Source organism: Polynucleobacter victoriensis (assembly GCF_900187875.1).
In the GTDB taxonomy this organism is placed as follows: domain Bacteria; phylum Pseudomonadota; class Gammaproteobacteria; order Burkholderiales; family Burkholderiaceae; genus Polynucleobacter; species Polynucleobacter victoriensis.
This window is the reverse complement of record NZ_FYEX01000001.1, coordinates 1008775-1028772: the sequence shown is the minus strand read 5'-3', so window position 1 is coordinate 1028772 and position 19998 is coordinate 1008775. Positions and strand designations below refer to the sequence as shown.

The window sequence follows — 19998 nt, the reverse complement described above, 5'->3', positions numbered from 1 at the left end:
ATGAGTCATTTAGAGCACGCTCCACTGGGTAAAAACTCAGAAAATCCGAACCAATACAGCCCAGATTTACTGTTTCCAATTAGTAGAGATGAAAATCGAGCCAAGCTAGGTATCCAATCTCAATCATTACCTTTTTTTGGCGTTGATATTTGGAATGCTTATGAATTAAGTTGGTTGAATGCCAAAGGCAAACCTCAACTGGCAATTGCCACATTTATGGTGCCAGCCAACTCACCTAATATCATCGAATCAAAATCTTGGAAACTTTATCTAAACAGCTTAAACAATCATCGCTTTCACTCTAACGATGAATTAATTGACACGCTACGAAAAGATTTATCAAAGGCAGCTGGCGCCACAGTTACAGTGCAACTCCACAGCCCAGAATCTCAGAGCGCTGGCGGGATGAAAGAGCTCCCAGGAAAACTTTTAGATCGATTAGATCTTGAAATTAATCCTTCGCAAAAACCAACATCAGATTTACTAAGCTCCGACCCAAGCTTAGGTTTAGTAGAAGAAACTTTGGTAACTCACCTACTTCGCTCAAACTGCCCAGTCACTGGTCAACCAGACTGGGCCAGCGTACAAATTAACTACGTAGGCCCCACGATTAATGAAGAGGGTTTACTACGTTACTTGCTCGCCTTCAGAGAGCATCAAGAGTTTCATGAGCATTGCGTAGAAAAAATATTCATCGACATTAAAAACAAATGCCGCCCTAACAAACTATCGGTTTATGCCCGATACACTCGCAGAGGCGGCATTGACATCAACCCATTCAGAGCTGATTACAACGCAGAGTGGCCTGATAACAAGCGCCACTCACGTCAATAGAAATTAAAACGGAATATCGTCGTCTATATCACCAAGACTAGGACTACTCATTGGCGCAGAGGATTTAGGCGCTGCCATTGATGGTGAGCCACCATCTGAAGAGCCTGGTGCACGACCACCTAACATTTGCATTGTTTCGGCAACAATTTCAGTAGAGTATTTTTCTTGACCACTTTGATCTGTCCACTTGCGTGTGCGTAAGCGACCTTCAACATACACCTGAGAACCTTTTTTCAAATACTTCTCTGCAACCTCGGCCACTTTGCCAAAGAATGCAACTCTGTGCCATTCTGTGTTTTCACGCATCTCGCCAGATTGCTTATCGCGATAACGATCTGTAGTTGCAATTGAAATATTTGTTACTGCATCACCACTTGGTAGGCGACGAGTTTCTGGATCACGGCCAACATTACCCACAATAATTACTTTATTTACTGATGCCATCTTTGTCTCCCGAAGAAAAAATTTGTTGTACCGAAATTAAATCATTTGTATCTATGTTAGATCCCCAAACTCAACCTTGAATAGGTTTTTGAGGCAACTCTCTCATAGATGAAGCAATTATAAGCCAGGCAAAAATCATGGCTGAACAGGCATAAAAAACTGATGCCTCACCCCAATTCTGTAATAGCCAACCGCCCAAGAGACCGCCTAAAAATAAACCAGTTGATTGAGTGGTGTTGTAAATACCCAAAGCCGTACCTTTTGCATGACTAGCCCACCTAGAAACTAGTGATGGTTGCATGGCTTCAAGAATATTAAATCCAATAAAGTAAACCAGTACCGCTAAAGCCAATCCAGGTAAACCAACAAAATTAGCCATCATTAATTGGGCCACTAACATGGCAGTAATACCCAAAATAAATGCCGGCTTCATACGTTTACGCTTCTCACTCATCATGATGATTGGAGCCATGAACGCAAAAGAGATTAAAACAGCAGGTAAATACAGTTGCCAATGCGCAGATAAAGGTAGATCAGCTCGAGCCAACAACCTAGGTAAAGTTAAAAATAGAGCAATTTGCGCGGCGTGTAAGACCAGTACGCCCACATTAAGACGCAAAAGATCTTTGTTAAAGAAAACTTCTGAAAACTTTGCTGTAAAAGGTGTTTGACTTAACTTGCTTTGCTCTGGCACCACGAATAAGGCTATTAACAAGGCTCCAATACCTAAAAAAGCCATGACATTGAACATACCATCCAAACCTATTGATTCATGCAAAGGAGAGGCCACAACCAAGGACAGCGCGAAAGTAAGCGCAATACTGCCTCCCACCATCGCCATAGCTCGAGTTCTAGTCTCTTCCCTAGTTAAATCAGCCAACCATGCTGTTACAGCAGCAGAAATTGCACCCGCCCCTTGAATCGCCCTACCAACTGTTATCCAAACTAAGTCGTCATGGCTAGCCGCAATAAAGGCGCCCAAGACAAACAATGCCAAGCCAAGAACCACAACAGGGCGACGACCGTATTTATCTGACAGCATGCCAAGAGGTATATGTAAGCAAGCCTGCACAAAGCCATAGATGCCTAAAGCCAAACCTACTAAAAGGGCCTGATCCCCGCCAGACAAGGATTTGGCGTGAATACTAAATACCGGCAAGATTAAAAAAAGGCCCAACATGCGTAGGGCAAAAATGCCGGCTAAAGCCAAAGATGCGCGAAGTTCTGATTTTTCCATAAAGAAGAGCTATATTAACTGGTTACGCAAAGAAAAATCATGGATACGATAAAAATTAGGGGTGCACGCACCCACAACCTAAAAAGCATCAACCTAGATATCCCAAGAGATCAATTGGTGGTCATAACTGGGCTATCTGGATCAGGCAAAAGCTCTTTAGCTTTTGATACCTTGTACGCGGAAGGTCAACGTCGCTACGTTGAGTCACTTTCCGCCTACGCCAGACAGTTTTTACAACTTATGGAAAAACCTGATGTTGACTCTATTGAAGGTTTATCGCCCGCAATATCTATTGAACAAAAAGCAACAAGTCACAACCCGCGATCAACTGTGGGTACCGTCACAGAAATCCATGACTATTTAAGATTACTTTTTGCACGAGCTGGTACACCCCACTGCCCAGAGCACCATTTACCTCTAGAAGCTCAAAGCGTATCTCAAATGGTTGATACCGTTATGGCAAAACCAGAAGATACAAAGCTGATGATTTTGGCTCCGGTGGTGAGTGAGCGAAAAGGTGAGCACGTTGACCTATTTGAAGATCTTCAAGCCCAGGGATTTGTACGTTTTAGAGTTCGCTCAGGTGGCGGCACCGCACAACATGCCACCGCAAAAATATATGAAGTAGACGATTTACCAAAATTAAAAAAGAATGAAAAGCATTCCATTGATGTTGTGATTGATCGCATCAAAGTTAAGGCGGATATACAACAACGCTTAGCTGAATCATTTGAAACAGCGTTAAGACTTGCAGATGGCAGAGCTATTGCGCTAGAGATGGATTCAAACGAAGAGCAACTCTTCTCCAGCAAATTTGCATGCCCTGTTTGCTCATACTCACTGCAAGAACTTGAGCCAAGATTGTTCTCATTTAACAACCCAATGGGCGCTTGCCCAAGTTGTGATGGCTTAGGTCACATTACTTTCTTTGACCCAAAACGAGTTGTTGCACACCCAGAACTATCTCTGGCATCAGGCGCAATCAAGGGATGGGATCGTCGTAATCAGTTTTACTTTAGGCTCCTACAAAACTTAGCAAAACATGCCAATTTTGATTTAGAAACGCCTTTTGAAGAACTGCCCAAGAAAGCTCAAGACTTAATTCTTTTTGGTTCAGGCAATCAAGATATTCCATTCGAATATCTCAATGAAAAGGGCAAAGTCATTGTGCGCGAGCATGCCTTTGAAGGCATTGTTGCAAATTTTGAAAGACGCTACAAAGAGACAGATTCAGCAACCGTTAGAGAAGAGTTAGCCAAATACCAAAACAATAAACCTTGCCCAACATGCGAAGGTACACGTCTGAGAACAGAGGCAAGAAACGTCAAAGTGGGTGATGGCTCCCAGTCTCGTGCCATTTATGAAATTAGCAATCTCCCACTCGGCAAAGCCCTCACCTATTTCAAGACACTAGAACTAAAAGGTGCAAAAAAGGAAATTGCTGGAAAAATTATTTCAGAAATCAGTTCCCGCCTAAGTTTCTTAAATGACGTTGGGCTTGATTATTTATCCTTGGACAGAAGTGCAGATACGCTGTCAGGTGGCGAGGCCCAGCGTATTAGATTGGCATCACAAATTGGTTCAGGATTAACTGGCGTCATGTATGTTCTTGATGAACCTTCTATTGGTCTACATCAACGCGATAATGATCGCCTCATTGGCACACTCAAACATTTGAGAGATTTAGGTAACTCTGTTTTAGTTGTTGAACATGATGAAGACATGATTCGCGCCTCAGATCATGTGATTGATATTGGTCCAGGTGCTGGGGAGCATGGTGGAAAGATTATTGCCCAAGGTACGCCAAAAGAAATTCAGGGACACCCCACATCACTAACGGGCGCATACCTGTCTGGCAAAGAATCAATCGCAGTACCTAAAAATCGCACTCCCATTGGCGATAAAAACTTAAAAATTATTGGTGCCACTGGTAACAATTTAAAAAATGTTGACGTTGAAATTCCTCTAGGTTTATTAACCTGCGTCACAGGTGTATCAGGCTCAGGCAAATCAACCTTAATCAATGACACACTTCATCATGCTGTTGCTCAGCATCTTTACGGCTCAAATGCAGAACCTGCTGAACACAAAGAAATTCAGGGCTTAGAGCATTTTGATAAGGTAATTAACGTTGATCAATCACCGATTGGTAGAACACCAAGATCCAATCCTGCAACATACACAGGATTGTTTACTCCAATTAGAGAGTTATTTGCTGGGGTACCTGCAGCTAGAGAAAGAGGCTATGAGGCTGGCAGATTCTCATTTAACGTTCGTGGTGGCAGATGCGAAACCTGTGAAGGTGATGGCGTTCTAAAAGTTGAAATGCATTTCTTGCCTGATGTTTACGTTCCTTGTGATGTATGTCACGGTAAACGATACAACCGTGAAACATTAGATATTCGCTATAAAGGCAAAAATATTCACGAAGTTTTATCCATGACAATCGAGCAGGCGCACGAGTTTTTTGATGCCGTTCCTACTGTCAAGAGAAAGCTAAAAACACTTCTTGATGTTGGTCTTGGTTATGTCAAGCTAGGTCAAAGTGCAACTACCTTATCTGGCGGAGAGGCTCAACGTGTCAAGCTATCACTTGAGCTATCTAAACGTGACACAGGTAGGACCTTATACATTCTTGACGAGCCCACCACTGGACTACATTTCCACGATATTCAACTGCTTTTAAAAGTAATACACACCCTGAAAAAGCATGGGAATACAATTGTCATCATCGAGCACAACCTCGATGTAATTAAGACGGCTGACTGGATTATTGATTTAGGCCCTGAAGGCGGTGGTGGTGGTGGCGAAATTATTGCCGTAGGAACCCCCGAAAATGTTGCTAAAGTAGCAAAAAGTTATACCGGCAAGTACTTAGCCCCCTTATTGAAATAAGGCCAAAGACATATACTTCTGTTATGAACAAGCAAACCGACCTGCAAAGACAAAGAGCCATTGACCTTGCTAGAGAAACTTTAGCTATTGAAGGCGAGGCCATACTAACCCTGCAGAAAAATCTAACCAATCAGAATGCTGAGCAATTTGCTCACGCGATTGAAATTTTATTAGCCTGCACTGGTCGCGTAGTGGTTTCAGGAATTGGTAAATCTGGTCACATTGGCAGAAAAATTGCTGCAACTTTTGCATCTACTGGGTCACCGGCATTTTTTGTACATCCAGCAGAAGCAAGTCATGGCGATTTGGGCATGGTTACACAACATGATGTATTTGTAGCTTTCTCAAACTCTGGTGAAACAAGTGAGTTAACAGCTATTGTTCCAATCATTAAACGCACTGGGGCCAAACTAATTGCTCTCACTGGCAATCCAAATTCATCTTTGGCAGTACTAGCTGACTCGCACCTCAATGTAGCTGTTGAAAAAGAAGCATGCCCACTTAACTTGGCCCCAACGGCCAGTACAACTGCCGCACTAGCCATGGGCGACGCATTAGCTGTGGCTCTTCTTGATGCTAGAGGATTCAAACCAGAAGACTTTGCAAGATCGCACCCTGGTGGCAGCTTAGGTAGAAAATTGCTCACTCATGTCAGAGATGTCATGAGAAGTGGCTCAGAAGCTCCCAAAATTAATATCAATGCCAGCATCACAGATGCCCTATTAGAAATCACAGCAAAACGAATGGGCATGACTGTTGTGACAGATGATGAAAATAAAGTTTTAGGTATTTTTACAGATGGTGACTTGCGTCGCTTAATCGAGAAAAATATTCAGTTCCAGAATACTTCCCTTAAAGCTGCCATGACTGCAAACCCCAGAACAATTTCACCTGATTTATTAGCAGCTGAAGCTGTTGAAATGATGGAGCGCCACCGCATTAACCAATTAGTTGTCGTCGATGGCCAACATCGTCTACTAGGCGCGCTTAACTTGCATGATCTTTTTGCGGCCCAGGTTATTTAATATGACAAATGCATTTAATCCAATGGTAACCAACCCTCTCACAAATCATCCACAAGCCATTGAGAGAGCTGCCAACATCAAATTACTTGTTCTTGATGTTGATGGTGTACTTACAGATGGAAGTCTACTTGTTGGGTCAGATGGAAAAGAGTTCCTAAAAACATTTGATAGCTTGGATGGGCACGGTATCAAACTACTTCAATCAACAGGCGTTACTGTTGCGATTATCACTGGTAGATCGTCTGGCATGGTCGAAGGTAGAGCCAAGGAACTCGGCATCAAAGAAGTACAAATGGGTGTTAGCAATAAGTATGAAGCCCTTCAACTTTTATTGAAGAAAACTGGTCATCAGCTATCAGAAACTGCTGCAATGGGTGATGATTGGCCAGATTTATCGATCCTGCCAAAAGTTCATCTAGCCGTTTGCCCAAATCAAGCACACGACGAAGTAAAGAAACGTACTCACTACATCACACAAAAAATTGGTGGTCACGGAGCCGTTAGAGAGTTATGTGACCTAATCTTGAAGGCACAAAATAATTACGAGCGGTTACTTCAAGAGTCTTTATAAATATGAGACTGATGGCATCAGCGCTTAAGTTTTTACCCATTTTCTTAATGGGTCTACTAACGCTCGGCACATACTGGCTAGTTCAAATCAACACCCCAGATATTGAAATCATCAAAGGGAAAAGACATGTGCCTGATTACATCATGGATGGTATTGTTGTAACAACTCTTGGCCCACAGGGTAACGCCCTATATCGCGTTGTCGGACAACGGCTCATTCATTATGAGGATGACGCAAGCTCAGAAATCTTCCAGCCCATCGCCAGACGTTTTCATGCTACCAAGCCACCCATCACGGTGCGCTCTGATAAAGGTTTTTTGAATGGCGATATGACGGTGTTGGATATGGTTGGCAACGCAAATCTAACAAGACCTGCACAAGTGGCCACCGCAACTCAAGTAGGCAGTGCTCGCTTACTAATGAGCTCCAATAAATTTACAGTTCTAATGAATGAGGACATTGTTAAAACAACGTTACCAGTGGTCTTAGAGCAAGGTTTATCAGTGATGACCTCACAAGAAGGTGCCATCTTTGACAATGTTCAACAAAAGCTCACCATGATTGGACAAGTTAAGGGACGTATTGAATCTGAGAATGCTGGCGGTAGCAGATGAAATTTTTATTCGCACTAAAAGCTTTATTCATGATGGTAGCAATCACCAGCATCACCCATGTCCACGCCGAAAAAGCTGATAAAGATAAGCCCATAGCGCTCAGCTCGGACAAGGCTCAATTTGATGACGTCAATCAAATTTATCACCTAGAGAATAATGTTCTTCTAATTAAAGGCACTCTCATTATTCGAGGCGAAAAAGCACACGTCAAAATTGATCCAGAAGGTTATCAATTAGCCACCATTTTTGCTAAACAAGGTGGCATAGCCACTCTAAGACAAAGGCGTGACACTGGCTTAGATGAGTACATTGAAGGTCAAGCTGACTGGATTCAGTATGACGCCAAATCCGAAACAGCTGTTTTAGTGGGCAAAGCTAAAATGAGTCAACTAAGCGGCACAAAAGTATCAGACCAAGTGAATGGTGATCGCATTCATTACGATGGCCAAACAGAAAAATATAATGCCCTCTCTGAGAAACTAGTTAAATCAACTTTATCTCCGCGCAGAAAAGAATCTTCAAGGAACATCTCACAATGAGCTCACAATCCGTTTTAACAGCTTTTGGCTTGCAAAAAAAATATGGTGCACGCACTGTTGTTAGAGATGTTGGTATTGAGGTTAAAAGTGGTGAAGTGGTTGGACTACTCGGACCCAATGGCGCAGGTAAGACAACTTCTTTTTACATGATTGTTGGCCTTGTTCCTTTAGATGGTGGCGAGATCACACTAAATAACCAAACTATTACCCACCTACCAATTCATGAGAGAGCCAAGCTGGGCTTGTCGTATTTACCACAAGAGGCATCGGTATTTAGAAAGCTAAACGTTGAGGAAAACATTCAAGCAGTACTAGAGCTACAAGAAGAGAATGGTCAACCTCTCTCTAAAAATGAAATTCAAAGACGTTTAGATTCTTTATTACAAGAATTACAAATATCCCACCTACGCAGTAATCCTGCCATGTCTTTATCTGGTGGCGAGCGTAGACGCGTTGAAATTGCCAGAGCGCTTGCATCTGAGCCAAAGTTTATTTTGCTCGATGAGCCATTCGCAGGTGTTGACCCAATCGCAGTTGGTGAAATTCAAAGAATTGTTCGTTTTCTTAAAGACCGTCAAATTGGCGTCTTAATCACAGACCACAATGTTCGAGAAACCTTAGGCATTTGTGATCACGCCTACATCATTAGTGAAGGCAAGGTCTTAGCATCTGGCAAGCCTGAATCAATTATTGGAAATGAGGCCGTTCGAAAAGTGTATTTGGGCGAAAACTTCAGAATGTGATTTTGATCAATATTTAATAAGCAAAATTCATACCAATCTATGATTAGCAGTCTAAAATGGCTGCATCATGAAGACTTCTCTCAATTTAAGGTTCTCACAAAACCTAACACTGACCCCCCAGCTGCAGCAATCAATCAAGCTGTTGCAATTGTCAGCAATTGAGTTAGAACAAGAATTAATTCAGGCTGCAGAGCAAAACCCACTGATTGAATACCAATCAGAATCATCAACCGCTCCCACAGATCCCATATCTCAGTTATCACACTTGAGTATTAGCTCACCAAGAAATCATGCTGAATGGGATGAAGAGGATGATCGCTTTGCAAAAATAAAAGCTCCGGAAACATTGTTAGATCACTTGCTAGGACAAATAAGAGTCCTAAGAATTTCTGATCAAGAGAAGGCATTGGTAGGTTTACTAGCTGGCAACCTAGATGACAGAGGTTATCTTGGTACAAGCTTAGAGGAATTGGCCGAAGAATTGTCCCCATACATAGACTTGGAGGATGGCAGCGAGCTAGAACAAACCAAACGTGCACTATCGAGACTTCAGCATCTTGACCCACCAGGCATCGGTGCAAGAGACTTAGCGGAATGCCTAAAACTTCAATTAGAAAATTTCAAAGACGCTGATCAATCAAATAAGTCTTGGCAAGTTGCGCACACTATTTGCCAAGACTATTTGGAAATCATGGCAACCAGAGACTGGTCCAGACTAAAGAAAATTCTCAAAATTTCTGATGCGGAGCTTGAATCTGCGGTCTCTTTAATCAAAAGCTTAAGACATAACCCCATTGAAGAATTCAATGAAGCAGTCGATAGCACACTGATTCCAGATGTCATTATTAAAAAAAATAACGGGGTTTGGGTGGCGGTGAGTAACCCTGATGCAACACCTCGAATTAGCATTCACGAAGAATATGCAAAAGTCATCAGAGAAAATAAAGGTCGAGACGGCATAGAGGGTATTAACCAAAAACTACAAGAGGCTAGATGGTTGGTTAAAAATGTGCTACAAAGAAGTGAAACCATCTTAAAAGTGGCAAGAGCTATCGTGGATAGGCAGCAAAATTTCTTCAATCATGGCGAAATAGCCATGCGACCGCTGGTTTTGCGAGAAATTGCAGACACCATTGGCATGCATGAATCTACAGTCTCGCGAGTCACCACTCAAAAATACATGGCAACTCCAATGGGGTGCTTCGAGTTTAAATATTTCTTCGGCAGTCAAGTAAGCACAGACAGCGGTGGGTCAGTTTCCTCAACTGCTATTCGAGCCCTTATTAAGCAATTAGTTGAAGAAGAAAACCCTCTTAAACCTTTATCAGACACACAAATTGTCGATCTTTTGGCACAAAAAAGTTTTGTCGTTGCCAGAAGAACCATCGCCAAATACAGGGAATCCCTACGCATCCCTGCTGTTCATTTGCGTAGGAAATAAAAAAGGGAAAAAACATGAATTTAAAAATCACAAGTCATCATGTAGAAATCACCCCAGCCATGCGCTCACACCTAGAAGATAAGCTTGCGCGCGTACTAAGCCATTTTGATCAAGTTCAAACGGTTTCGGCGATTCTTGCAATTAATAATGAAAAAGAGAAGGAATTGCGAAATCACGCAGAAATTACTATTCATCTCAAAGGTAAAGACATTTTTGCTGAGGCTCATCATGCCGACATGTACCACGCTATGGACCTAGTGGTAGACAAATTAGATCGCCAAATCATCAAACATAAAGAAAAAGTTCAAAATCATCACCATCAAACGATTAAAAACACTTGATTAAATAGGCCAAGGCAATCTTATAATGCACTGCACACATGAACGCCTTGGCCCAACTAATCACCCCCACCAATATCGCCCTTGATATTGATATTTCTTCACAGGAAGAATTATTCGCGTTTGTTGGGTCATTATTTGAAAAAAACCACGGTATTTCAGCAGCATTGGTTCAGTCTTGCCTACAAGACAGAGAATCATTAGGCTCCACAGGCTTGGGGAAAGGGGTTGCCATACCCCATGGTAGGGTTAAATCACTAACCAACGCTCATATAGCCTTTATACGCACTAAAAACGGTATTGACTTCAAGGCACCAGATGGCGAACCAGTCAAGGTATTGGTGATCATGCTTGTACCTGATGCAGCCACCCAAACACACTTAGAAATACTCTCCCACGTAGCTCAAACGCTTTCTGACACCTCTACAAAAGAATTGCTCTTCTCCGAGTCTAGCCCTGATAATATTTATCAATTGCTAACCGCTTGGAACCAATGAGATGACCCAGCCTTTAAATTTAGCAGGCGTAACAGCGCAATCGCTATTTGATGACAATTTCTCTGAGCTCAAACTAAGTTGGATCGCCGGCTTAGAGGGTGCAGATAAAAGCTTTGATCCAGAAGCAGTTAAGTTGGCATCCTCATCATCAGATTTAGTTGGTCACTTAAATTTAATTCACCCCGACCGAATGCAGGTCTTTGGCGTACCTGAAATTAATTATTACGAGAAACTAGATTCTGAGAATCGTAAACGCCAATTAGCAGGACTTATCTCTCTAAAACCACCCTGCCTGATCGTGGCTGATGGGTGCGAACCTCATGATGACATTGTTTTATATTGCCAACGCTCATCAACACCACTATTTAAATCACCAACCTCTGCAGCAACAGTCATTGATCGACTGCGCACCTATCTAACAAAGATTGGCGCACCCCGCGTCACCATGCATGGCGTTTTCATGGATATTCTTGGGATGGGGGTTTTAATCACAGGTGACTCAGGTTTAGGAAAAAGTGAATTAGGTCTAGAACTCATTTCCCGCGGTCACGGCTTGGTAGCAGATGATGCAGTAGATTTTGCTAGGCTTGGACCAGACTATATCGAAGGTCGATGCCCACCTATCCTAAGAGATCTCTTAGAGGTTCGTGGTCTAGGTCTTTTGGATATCCGCACGATTTTTGGTGAAACAGCGGTGCGTCGTCGAATGAAACTTCGCTTAATCGTGCAATTGGTTAGAAGGAACGATGGCGAGTTTGAAAGATTACCGATTGATGGCCAATCTATTGATGTATTAGGCCTTGGCATCAGAAGTGTAAAAATTCAAGTGGCAGCTGGTCGCAACTTAGCTGTTCTTGTTGAAGCCGCCGTTCGAAATACTATTTTGCAATTACGCGGAATTGATACTCTTAAAGAGTTCATGGAAAGACAGCGTAAATTGATGGCCACAGATGATTCAAACAAAAATCAAAATCGCCTTATTTAACTAACATGCGCGTCTTCATCATCACAGGGATATCTGGCTCAGGCAAATCAGTGGCCTTGAATGCCTTAGAAGATGCTGGCTACGATTGCGTTGACAATCTACCAGTTGATTTTATTCAAGATCTAATCCAATCATTAGGCAAACAAAATCGTGAAAAAGTGGCTATTGCAATTGATGCAAGACGTGGTCAGTCAATCAAAGATCTGCCTAAAACCATTGATGAGATAAAGAAATTTCATGATGTCAGAGTTCTGTTTTTAAACGCCAATACCGAAACTTTGGTTCAAAGGTATTCCGAAACAAGAAGAAGACATCCGTTATCTCAGTCAGACGACACACGCACACCACAAGTAGCTTTGATTGATGCCATCGAAAAAGAGCGCCTACTACTATCCGATCTAGCAGAAACAGCTCACAACATCGATACAAGCCATATCAAAGCTCACACTCTCAGATCTTGGATACAAGATCTATTGAAAGATGAAAGACCTGGGCTAACCATACTATTTGAGTCATTCGGTTACAAACACAGCGTACCCAGAGATGCCGATTTGGTTTTCGATGTTCGATGCTTACCCAATCCGCATTACGACCCTCAGCTAAGACCTCTGACAGGAAATGATCCTGAGGTAGCCAACTTCTTAAGAGAACATCCAGAAGTCCAGGCTATGGGTGACGATATTCGTCGGTTCATTGAAACGTGGCTACCCAAATACCAAGCTGATAGAAGAAGCTATTTAACGATTGCCATTGGATGCACTGGTGGCCAACATCGATCCGTGTATTTAACAAATTGCTTGTTTGATTATTTTGAGAAAAAAGCCACTCTGTCTAGCGAAAATACTTTTCACCTTCTCAAGCGTCATCGTGAGCTAGATCTTGGCTCTTCAAAAACGCACTAACTGGCTTAGGCAAACCAAGTTTTAGCGCATCACCTAAAGGCACCCAAGCTTGATCAACTTTAATTTTTTTGGGTTGGCTTGATAACAAAATTTTGTAGGGATGAATTTTTAAGTGGCGATGCGTTAATACATGTTTCACAGAATTTAATTTTTCAGCATCATTTTTATTAAAAATATTTTGCTCAGGGAAACTCCACAAACTTGCCCATATTCCATTCTCAGGGCGCTTCTCCAAAAAGACCTTACCTCTATAAATATAAATCCACCAATCCATCTCAATTTGCTGGACATTTATTTTTTTTACCTTAAGCGGTATTTGATTAACTTTGTTACTTAAGTTAGCTTGGCAACGATTTTTAAATAGGCATTCTTTTTTATCCAGGCGCATACAAACAGGTTGGTACTGTGTGCAATGTGTTGCACCAAAATCCATTAACCCCTGGGTATAAGAAACCAAGTCAGCGGATTTATTTGGCAATAATTGTTCCGCATGTGCCCACAAAGATTTAACTGCAGCACTTTTGCTCAAGTCATCGCCCACGCCCCATATCCTAGCTAACACTCTTTTGACGTTGCCATCCAATATTGCAGCCCGAACCCCATATGAAAAAACAGCAATGGCTGCTGCTGTTGATTTACCTATCCCAGGTAAACGCTCTAACAGCAAAGGATCGTTTGGAAAATTACCGTCATATTCATTAACTACAACTTGGGCACACTTATGTAGATTTCTGGCTCTTGTGTAATAGCCCATACCGCTCCATTCAGCTAAAACATCGTCAACCGATGATCCTGCTAAGACCTGGATATTGGGAAAGCGTTTTAAAAATGATTGATACCTATCAACCACCGTTGATACTTGTGTTTGTTGCAACATAATTTCAGACAACCAAACTCGATAAGCTGTTCGGTTGACTTGCCATGGTAGATGATGTCTACCCTGAGCTCGCTGCCAAGAAATTAAATCCTCAGTGAAATTTTTAATCTCAATAAACTTCATTATTTCTTTTGGCATTTAGAACAAAAATATGTAGATCTTTGTCCTTGCGTGATTTGCTTAATGGGTGTATTGCACTGAACACATGGCAATCCAGCCCTGTCATAGGCTTTAGTCTGCAACATAAAATGGCCTGGGTCACCGTGACTATCAACAAAATCTTTTAGGCTGCTACCTCCAGCCTTAATTGCCCTTGATAAAGTGTCTTTGACTGATTCAGCTAATTTTTTCGCACGGGGCAAGGTCAGCTTGCCCGCAGGCATCTCTGGATGAATACCTGCCATAAACAAGCTCTCAGAACAATAAATATTTCCAACGCCCACCACTGCTTGGCCAGACAATAGCCACTGCTTAATTGCAATCTGGCGCCCCTTGGCATGCTCATATAACAAATGACCAGCCCGATCACCACTAAATTCGTCAGAGAATGGTTCAACTCCTAATTTAGCAATCAATGGGTGTTTTTCTATCTCACCATCTTCATCAGGAGACCACAAAACTGCTCCAAACTTTCTGGGGTCATGTAGACGCAATAATTTTTTACCAAAAGCAATTTCCACACGATCGTGTTTTTTCAATTCATCTTTGGATGTCATCACTCTTAAAACGCCAGTCATACCCAAGTGAATGATTAAATGTCCATCATCCATCCTGAATAAAAGATACTTACCACGTCTCTTAATTTGATGAACTTTTTGCCCTATTAATATTTTTGCCAAATTTTTGGGTACAGGCCATCTCAGCCGTCCATCGTAAATTTTGACGTCTGTAACTTTTTGTCCTTGAATATAAGGCTCAATACCCTGTTTGGTAACTTCAACTTCTGGCAGTTCTGGCATATACCAATTGTAGGCTCTGAGATTAGAATGTGCTTATGACTAGAAAACTCACTATTTGGCTTTGCGCAATATTAATAATTGGTGGCGCTCATAACGCCTCATACGCTGCAAACGAAGGCTTGACTGCAGAACAAGTATTTCAAGTTTTAGCCTCTGAGATCAGTCTCCAACGGGGTGAAGCAGGTATTGCCTACCAAACCTACATGAGCATGGCTAGGAATTCATCTGATGGCAAGCTGGCTCAACGAGCCATGGAAATTGCAATTGCTGCCAATGCCCCTGAATTAGCGCTGGATGCAGCCAAACTTTGGGATCAAACCAACCCCAAAGAAGCAAAAGAAATTTTGATTACGCTATTCATGCTCAATCAACGCTGGGCAGAAAGCATCAAACCGGCTCAAGATTTATTAAAAACCCAGAAAAATCTAGCCAGCAAAGAAAAGCTAATTAATTCGTGGAAGCCCTTGTTAGCTAGAGCTCAAGATGAAGAGGCGAGCTTACTGGCTTTTTATCAAATACTATCAATATCGATTTCTCAAATTCAAGACATCGATATTCTTTATACATTTGCACTTGGCGCAGAAAAAACTAAGCAATATGACGCCATGGAAACAACTTTGCGAAAAATTATTGCAAAAAATCCCAATAATAAAAATGCTCTGAATGCTTTAGGTTATTCGTACGCCGATAGAGGCATCAAGCTAAATGAAGCTGTGAGTCTTCTGACTAAAGCTTATCAAGCTGATACAAACGACATGTACATTCTTGATAGCTTGGCTTGGGCTAACTATCGCTTGGGTAACAAAACGCTTGCCATTAAACAACTACAACAAGCCTTTATTACCAAACCGGAGGCAGAGATTGGCGCCCATTTAGGTGAAGCGTTATGGTCTACAGGTGATAAATCTGGAGCAGACAATGCATGGCGCAAAGCTGAAAGCTTAGATGCCAATAACAAAACTCTTAAAGAAACTCTCTCTCGTTTGTGGCCTGATCGAACACCAAGCAATAACTCAAAAGAAAAAATTTGGGATGGTCGATTCTCAGTCAAAGTACAAGGTAAAGACTCTAATAATGGCGGTAGCGGGTCTTTTACTTTAACCAGTGAAGCACAAATTGATATTTTGGATATTCGAAATCCTATCGGTGGCGCTATGGCAAAAATCACCATCAACCCCTCTGGTGCAAAACTTGAAGATGGCGATAAAGTGTTTGAAGCTCATGATGCAGACTCTTTGGTTCAAGGCTACTTAGGCTTGCCACTGCCCGCTAGAGGGCTATCTAAATGGTTAAGCGGGGAAGCCAGAACTGGCGCCCCAGCAAGCATTGAGCGTGATGAACAATTTCGTACTAGCAAAATGATTCAAGATGGCTGGCTGATGGCATTTAAGTGGACCGCAAAAAATCAACTCGAGAGAATGGAATTAAAGCGTAACTCCTCTTCAGGCGTCATTGAAATTAAATTAATTTTTGAACCTATTGATGACTAAGCCACTTCAATTAAAAGCGCCTGCAAAAGTTAATCGCTTTTTACACATCACCGGCCAAAGGCCTGATGGTTATCACCTTCTTCAAACTGTTTTCCAGCTTATTGACCTAGAAGACCACGTTACTATCGATTGCAGATTGGATGGTGCCATTGTCAGAACCAATGGCCCTTCTAATGTGAAGCCAGATGACGACCTAGTCATACGTGCAGCTAAATTACTAAAAGAAACCTCCCAAACCCCATTGGGCTGCAACATTCATCTAGAAAAGAATATCCCTATGGGAGCAGGCCTTGGGGGCGGCTCATCAGATGCGGCCACAGTACTTTGGGGGTTGAATGAGTTATGGAATACAGGGTTAACTCGCCAAGAACTGATGAATTTGGGTGTTCGATTAGGTGCCGATGTTCCATTTTTCTTACTGGGTCAGAACGCGTTTGCTGAAGGAATTGGCGAAATACTCCACCCAATTGAGTTACCAGAAACAACTCTATTAGTCATTTATCCCAAGGTTCACATCCCAACTGTTGATATCTTTAAAAGCCCTGATTTGACGAGAAATCACCCAGCCGTTACAATGTCAGACTTTATTGAATCAGCAAATTTTGACCAATTCGGCAGCAATGATTGCGAAAAGGTGGTGGTTCAAAAGTATCAGGAAGTTGCAGCAGCATTAGATTGGCTTCACCAAAAGGCTCCGTTATCGAGCCCAAGGATGTCTGGATCAGGTAGCAGCGTTTTTACAGCACTTGAGCCAAACTTAGCTAAAATTTTGCTAAATCAATTACCTAATCAATGGATCGGGTTTGTAGTAAGAGGGCTTCATCGCCATCCGTCATACAATCCAAGTTCATAGGAGTAGATGCGAGAGGGGAGTCGCCAAGCTGGTTAAGGCACCGGATTTTGATTCCGGCATGCGAAGGTTCGAATCCTTCTTCCCCTGCCAACACTTGTCGCATAATCTAACTACTCAATCAAAAATACCAAATATGACAAGAGGCCCCATGCAACATGAGACCATGATGGTTTTTACAGGCAACGCTAACCCTGCTTTAGCTAAAGCCGTCGCCGACCACCTACAACTACCTTTAGGCAAAGCCGAAGTAGGTAGATTCTCAGATGGGGAAATTCAGGTAGAAATTCAAGAGAACGTTCGCGGAAAGCATGTTGTGGTTCTTCAATCCACCTGTGCACCAGCAAACGATAACTTGATGGAGTTAATGATTATGGTTGATGCGCTAAAACGAGCATCTGCCGGAAGAATTACCGCAGTGATTCCTTACTTCGGTTACGCCCGTCAAGATAGAAGGCCCAGATCTGCACGCGTGGCTATTTCTGCGCGCCTTGTTGCTAATATGTTGCAACAAGTTGCCGGGGTTGATCGCGTGCTAACAATGGATCTCCACGCCGACCAGATCCAAGGATTCTTTGATATCCCAGTAGACAATATTTATGCTTCACCCATTTTGCTGAGCGACTTGCAAAGCAAAAAAGGGCCTGATTTGTTAGTGGTCTCGCCAGACGTTGGTGGTGTTGTCCGCGCTAGAGCCCTAGCAAAACAATTAGGCTGTGATTTGGCCATTATTGATAAACGCCGCCCTAAGGCAAACGTTTCCGAAGTTATGCATGTGATTGGCGAGGTAGACGGCCGTCACTGTGTAATCATGGATGACATGATCGATACAGGGGGCACGTTATGTAAAGCCGCTCAAGTTCTTAAAGAGCGTGGCGCAAAGAGTGTTGTAGCCTACTGTACACACCCTGTTTTATCAGGTGGCGCTGTAGGCCGAATTGCAGAGTCTCAACTCGATGAAGTTGTTGTTACGGACACCATCCCTTTGAATGATGATGCCAAAAAACTCAATAAAATCAGAGTATTATCCACAGCACCATTGCTTGCAGAGACACTCTCTCGCATCAGCACAGGTGATTCTGTGATGTCACTATTTGCTGATTCTTAATTTAATCGCTTAAAAACAAGCTTTTTGAGCTAGAATAGAGGGCTTTCCTGTTTGGTCGCGAACAGAAAAGCCCTTAATTTTTAACTATTTGGAGTTCACATGAAAGTTGTCGCTTACGAACGTAGCGTACAGGGAACGGGTGCGAGCCGCCGCCTGCGCAATGCCGGTAAAACACCTGGCATTATTTATGGTGGTAATGAAGCCCCTCAAGCTGTAGAGCTAGATCACAATGCACTTTTTCACGCTTTGCGTAAAGAAGCATTTCACTCATCAATCTTGGATATCGAAGTTGCTGGCAAGAGCCAAAAAGCTCTTTTGCGCGACTATCAAATGCACCCTTTCAAACCATTGGTTTTGCATATCGACTTCCAACGCGTAGATGCTAAACAAAAGATTCACGTTAAAGTGCCTTTGCACTTTGTTAATGCTGAAATCGCACCAGCCGTTAAATTGGGTGGCGCATTAATCAGTCATATTGCTACTGAAATCGAAGTAAGCTGCTTACCAGCAGACTTGCCAGAATTCATTCAAGTTGACTTGAGCAAAATCGAAGTGGGTCACGCTATCCACGTTAAAGATGTTGCCCTACCAAAAGGTCTTTCACTTGTTCCTCATCTTGAACATGAAAACCCAGTGGTTGTTAATGCTCGCGTTCCAACAGTTAAAGCGGAAACAACTGAAGCTCCAGCTGCTGCGGCACCTGAGGCAGCTAAAGAAGAAAAGAAATAATTCTTCTTGGCTCATAAAAAACCCGCGCATGCGCGGGTTTTTTTTCGAAGTGAAATTAGTCTAAAGTAACGCTATGTTCAAATTAATTATTGGCCTTGGCAACCCAGGCACAAAACATGAGAAAGATCGTCATAACGCTGGCTTTTGGGTTGTGGATGAACTGGCTCGTGCCCATGGTAGCCATTGGCAATTAGACAATAAGTTTTTTGGTGAAATTGCCAAAATTAAACTCAATGGCAACGACACATACCTACTTAAACCTAATACCTTCATGAATAGAAGTGGTCAGGCTGTCTCAGCAATTTGTCGCTTTCATAAGATTGTGGCTAAAGAAATTTTGGTTGTTCACGATGAGCTTGATTTAAAAGCTGGCGTAGCTAGACTGAAATGGGCTGGCGGCTTAGGTGGTCATAATGGTCTTAAAGATATCAGCGCTCACCTCAGCACAAATGACTACTGGCGCCTAAGAATTGGGATTGGTCACCCAAGAGATAGTCAGGATGGCGCTAAGAATCTAGATGTTGCGGACTATGTTCTAAAAAAACCGCGCCTTGAAGAACAAATTGATATCGACCGGGCTATTTCGTGTTTTTTAAAGGTTATGCCAAAGATATCAACTGGTGACATTAACAACGCCACCATGGAATTGCACAGCAATACTTAATTAGTTTTCTTTGCCAGTCAGCGCACGATACTTTGTCATTAACTGATCGTGGGTCTCAACGTGCTCTGGGTGTAAAGGGATGCAATCAACTGGACAAACCTGACGGCACTGCGGCACATCATAGTGCCCAACACACTCAGTACATTTATTAGGGTCAATCTCGTAGATTGTTAAACCCATAGTAATGGCGTCATTGGGGCACTCAGGCTCACATACATCACAATTGATGCACTCATCCGTAATCATTAACGCCATA

At 42.5% G+C, this 19998-nt stretch carries 22 protein-coding genes and 1 tRNA gene; 18 read left to right on the top strand and 5 right to left on the bottom strand.

Annotated elements, in window-relative coordinates:
* Complete coding sequence (gene queF, locus CFR83_RS05390) at positions 1-834, top strand: NADPH-dependent 7-cyano-7-deazaguanine reductase QueF (RefSeq protein WP_088812934.1); 834 nt, start codon at positions 1-3, stop codon at positions 832-834.
* 3 nt (positions 835-837) lie between these two features.
* Here queF and ssb read toward each other — a convergent pair whose 3' ends face one another.
* Both ssb and CFR83_RS05380 read right to left on the bottom strand, forming a co-directional pair.
* On the bottom strand, positions 838-1278 hold the full coding sequence (ssb, locus tag CFR83_RS05385) for a single-stranded DNA-binding protein (protein ID WP_088812932.1): 441 nt from the start codon (positions 1276-1278) through the stop codon (positions 838-840).
* A gap of 70 nt (positions 1279-1348) precedes the next feature.
* Positions 1349-2515 (bottom strand): MFS transporter, encoded by a 1167-nt coding sequence (locus CFR83_RS05380; RefSeq protein ID WP_088812930.1) that lies wholly within the window; start codon positions 2513-2515, stop codon positions 1349-1351.
* 39 nt (positions 2516-2554) lie between these two features.
* Between CFR83_RS05380 and uvrA the strand changes: the two genes are divergently transcribed.
* From uvrA to rapZ, 11 genes are all read left to right on the top strand, one after another.
* Complete coding sequence (uvrA, locus tag CFR83_RS05375; protein ID WP_088812928.1) at positions 2555-5410, top strand: excinuclease ABC subunit UvrA; 2856 nt, start codon at positions 2555-2557, stop codon at positions 5408-5410.
* 23 nt (positions 5411-5433) lie between these two features.
* Positions 5434-6435: a KpsF/GutQ family sugar-phosphate isomerase gene (locus tag CFR83_RS05370; RefSeq protein WP_088812926.1), complete on the top strand. Its 1002-nt coding sequence runs from the start codon at positions 5434-5436 to the stop codon at positions 6433-6435.
* Between the two features lies 1 nt (position 6436).
* Positions 6437-7006, top strand: coding sequence for a KdsC family phosphatase (locus CFR83_RS05365; RefSeq protein WP_088812924.1), 570 nt, complete (start codon positions 6437-6439; stop codon positions 7004-7006).
* Between the two features lie 11 nt (positions 7007-7017).
* On the top strand, positions 7018-7620 hold the full coding sequence (gene lptC / locus CFR83_RS05360) for an LPS export ABC transporter periplasmic protein LptC (RefSeq protein ID WP_165765052.1): 603 nt from the start codon (positions 7018-7020) through the stop codon (positions 7618-7620).
* A complete protein-coding gene (lptA, locus tag CFR83_RS05355; protein ID WP_088812921.1) occupies positions 7617-8159 on the top strand; it encodes a lipopolysaccharide transport periplasmic protein LptA in 543 nt (180 codons plus the stop codon). Before lptC ends, lptA begins: the two co-directional genes overlap by 4 nt.
* Positions 8156-8902 carry an LPS export ABC transporter ATP-binding protein gene (gene lptB, locus CFR83_RS05350; RefSeq protein ID WP_088812919.1) on the top strand — a complete coding sequence of 249 codons (747 nt, stop codon included), beginning with the start codon at positions 8156-8158 and terminating at the stop codon, positions 8900-8902. Before lptA ends, lptB begins: the two co-directional genes overlap by 4 nt.
* A 67-nt stretch (positions 8903-8969) precedes the next feature.
* Positions 8970-10343 carry an RNA polymerase factor sigma-54 gene (rpoN, locus tag CFR83_RS05345; protein WP_088812918.1) on the top strand — a complete coding sequence of 458 codons (1374 nt, stop codon included), beginning with the start codon at positions 8970-8972 and terminating at the stop codon, positions 10341-10343.
* A gap of 14 nt (positions 10344-10357) precedes the next feature.
* The gene (gene hpf / locus CFR83_RS05340) at positions 10358-10684 is read left to right on the top strand and encodes a ribosome hibernation-promoting factor, HPF/YfiA family (protein WP_088812916.1); all 327 of its coding nucleotides are present in this window, start codon (positions 10358-10360) and stop codon (positions 10682-10684) included.
* Positions 10685-10722: 38 nt separating this feature from the next.
* Positions 10723-11178, top strand: a complete 456-nt coding sequence (locus tag CFR83_RS05335; RefSeq protein ID WP_088812914.1) for a PTS sugar transporter subunit IIA — start codon at positions 10723-10725, stop codon at positions 11176-11178.
* Position 11179: 1 nt separating this feature from the next.
* The gene (gene hprK / locus CFR83_RS05330; RefSeq protein ID WP_088812912.1) at positions 11180-12163 is read left to right on the top strand and encodes an HPr(Ser) kinase/phosphatase; all 984 of its coding nucleotides are present in this window, start codon (positions 11180-11182) and stop codon (positions 12161-12163) included.
* A gap of 5 nt (positions 12164-12168) precedes the next feature.
* Positions 12169-13065, top strand: coding sequence for an RNase adapter RapZ (rapZ, locus tag CFR83_RS05325; RefSeq protein ID WP_088812910.1), 897 nt, complete (start codon positions 12169-12171; stop codon positions 13063-13065).
* Here rapZ and mutY read toward each other — a convergent pair.
* Positions 13019-14080, bottom strand: a complete 1062-nt coding sequence (mutY, locus tag CFR83_RS05320; RefSeq protein WP_088812908.1) for an A/G-specific adenine glycosylase — start codon at positions 14078-14080, stop codon at positions 13019-13021. The two genes, rapZ and mutY, sit on opposite strands and share 47 nt — an antisense overlap.
* Complete coding sequence (gene mutM / locus CFR83_RS05315; RefSeq protein WP_088812907.1) at positions 14065-14901, bottom strand: bifunctional DNA-formamidopyrimidine glycosylase/DNA-(apurinic or apyrimidinic site) lyase; 837 nt, start codon at positions 14899-14901, stop codon at positions 14065-14067. Before mutM ends, mutY begins: the two co-directional genes overlap by 16 nt.
* A gap of 35 nt (positions 14902-14936) precedes the next feature.
* On the opposite strand from mutM, the gene CFR83_RS05310 reads away from it, so the two are divergent.
* The 6 genes from CFR83_RS05310 (at position 14937) to pth (ending at position 19742) form a co-directional block, all read left to right on the top strand.
* Positions 14937-16391: a lipoprotein insertase outer membrane protein LolB gene (locus tag CFR83_RS05310; protein WP_088812906.1), complete on the top strand. Its 1455-nt coding sequence runs from the start codon at positions 14937-14939 to the stop codon at positions 16389-16391.
* Positions 16381-17244 (top strand): 4-(cytidine 5'-diphospho)-2-C-methyl-D-erythritol kinase, encoded by an 864-nt coding sequence (ispE, locus tag CFR83_RS05305; RefSeq protein ID WP_088813210.1) that lies wholly within the window; start codon positions 16381-16383, stop codon positions 17242-17244. Before CFR83_RS05310 ends, ispE begins: the two co-directional genes overlap by 11 nt.
* 13 nt (positions 17245-17257) lie before the next feature.
* Positions 17258-17334 (top strand) — tRNA-Gln (locus tag CFR83_RS05300).
* Positions 17335-17392: 58 nt separating this feature from the next.
* Positions 17393-18349, top strand: coding sequence for a ribose-phosphate pyrophosphokinase (locus CFR83_RS05295; RefSeq protein ID WP_088812905.1), 957 nt, complete (start codon positions 17393-17395; stop codon positions 18347-18349).
* 99 nt (positions 18350-18448) lie between these two features.
* The gene (locus tag CFR83_RS05290; protein WP_088812904.1) at positions 18449-19078 is read left to right on the top strand and encodes a 50S ribosomal protein L25/general stress protein Ctc; all 630 of its coding nucleotides are present in this window, start codon (positions 18449-18451) and stop codon (positions 19076-19078) included.
* 73 nt (positions 19079-19151) lie between these two features.
* Positions 19152-19742 (top strand): aminoacyl-tRNA hydrolase, encoded by a 591-nt coding sequence (pth, locus tag CFR83_RS05285; RefSeq protein WP_088812903.1) that lies wholly within the window; start codon positions 19152-19154, stop codon positions 19740-19742.
* On the opposite strand, the gene CFR83_RS05280 is transcribed toward pth, so the two are convergent.
* The gene (locus CFR83_RS05280) at positions 19743-19997 is read right to left on the bottom strand and encodes a YfhL family 4Fe-4S dicluster ferredoxin (RefSeq protein WP_088812902.1); all 255 of its coding nucleotides are present in this window, start codon (positions 19995-19997) and stop codon (positions 19743-19745) included.
* Position 19998 lies beyond the last annotated feature (1 nt).

Bases quoted from the DNA above. Each gene is read 5' to 3' on its own strand.
- queF (WP_088812934.1), top strand. From the start codon at position 1: ATGAGTCATTTAGAGCACGCTCCACTGGGTAAAAACTCAGAAAATCCG.
- ssb (WP_088812932.1), bottom strand. From the start codon at position 1,278: ATGGCATCAGTAAATAAAGTAATTATTGTGGGTAATGTTGGCCGTGAT.
- CFR83_RS05380 (WP_088812930.1), bottom strand. From the start codon at position 2,515: ATGGAAAAATCAGAACTTCGCGCATCTTTGGCTTTAGCCGGCATTTTT.
- uvrA (WP_088812928.1), top strand. From the start codon at position 2,555: ATGGATACGATAAAAATTAGGGGTGCACGCACCCACAACCTAAAAAGC.
- CFR83_RS05370 (WP_088812926.1), top strand. From the start codon at position 5,434: ATGAACAAGCAAACCGACCTGCAAAGACAAAGAGCCATTGACCTTGCT.
- CFR83_RS05365 (WP_088812924.1), top strand. From the start codon at position 6,437: ATGACAAATGCATTTAATCCAATGGTAACCAACCCTCTCACAAATCAT.
- lptC (WP_165765052.1), top strand. From the start codon at position 7,018: ATGGCATCAGCGCTTAAGTTTTTACCCATTTTCTTAATGGGTCTACTA.
- lptA (WP_088812921.1), top strand. From the start codon at position 7,617: ATGAAATTTTTATTCGCACTAAAAGCTTTATTCATGATGGTAGCAATC.
- lptB (WP_088812919.1), top strand. From the start codon at position 8,156: ATGAGCTCACAATCCGTTTTAACAGCTTTTGGCTTGCAAAAAAAATAT.
- rpoN (WP_088812918.1), top strand. From the start codon at position 8,970: ATGAAGACTTCTCTCAATTTAAGGTTCTCACAAAACCTAACACTGACC.
- hpf (WP_088812916.1), top strand. From the start codon at position 10,358: ATGAATTTAAAAATCACAAGTCATCATGTAGAAATCACCCCAGCCATG.
- CFR83_RS05335 (WP_088812914.1), top strand. From the start codon at position 10,723: ATGAACGCCTTGGCCCAACTAATCACCCCCACCAATATCGCCCTTGAT.
- hprK (WP_088812912.1), top strand. From the start codon at position 11,180: ATGACCCAGCCTTTAAATTTAGCAGGCGTAACAGCGCAATCGCTATTT.
- rapZ (WP_088812910.1), top strand. From the start codon at position 12,169: ATGCGCGTCTTCATCATCACAGGGATATCTGGCTCAGGCAAATCAGTG.
- mutY (WP_088812908.1), bottom strand. From the start codon at position 14,080: ATGCCAAAAGAAATAATGAAGTTTATTGAGATTAAAAATTTCACTGAG.
- mutM (WP_088812907.1), bottom strand. From the start codon at position 14,901: ATGCCAGAACTGCCAGAAGTTGAAGTTACCAAACAGGGTATTGAGCCT.
- CFR83_RS05310 (WP_088812906.1), top strand. From the start codon at position 14,937: ATGACTAGAAAACTCACTATTTGGCTTTGCGCAATATTAATAATTGGT.
- CFR83_RS05295 (WP_088812905.1), top strand. From the start codon at position 17,393: ATGCAACATGAGACCATGATGGTTTTTACAGGCAACGCTAACCCTGCT.
- CFR83_RS05290 (WP_088812904.1), top strand. From the start codon at position 18,449: ATGAAAGTTGTCGCTTACGAACGTAGCGTACAGGGAACGGGTGCGAGC.
- pth (WP_088812903.1), top strand. From the start codon at position 19,152: ATGTTCAAATTAATTATTGGCCTTGGCAACCCAGGCACAAAACATGAG.
- CFR83_RS05280 (WP_088812902.1), bottom strand. From the start codon at position 19,997: ATGGCGTTAATGATTACGGATGAGTGCATCAATTGTGATGTATGTGAG.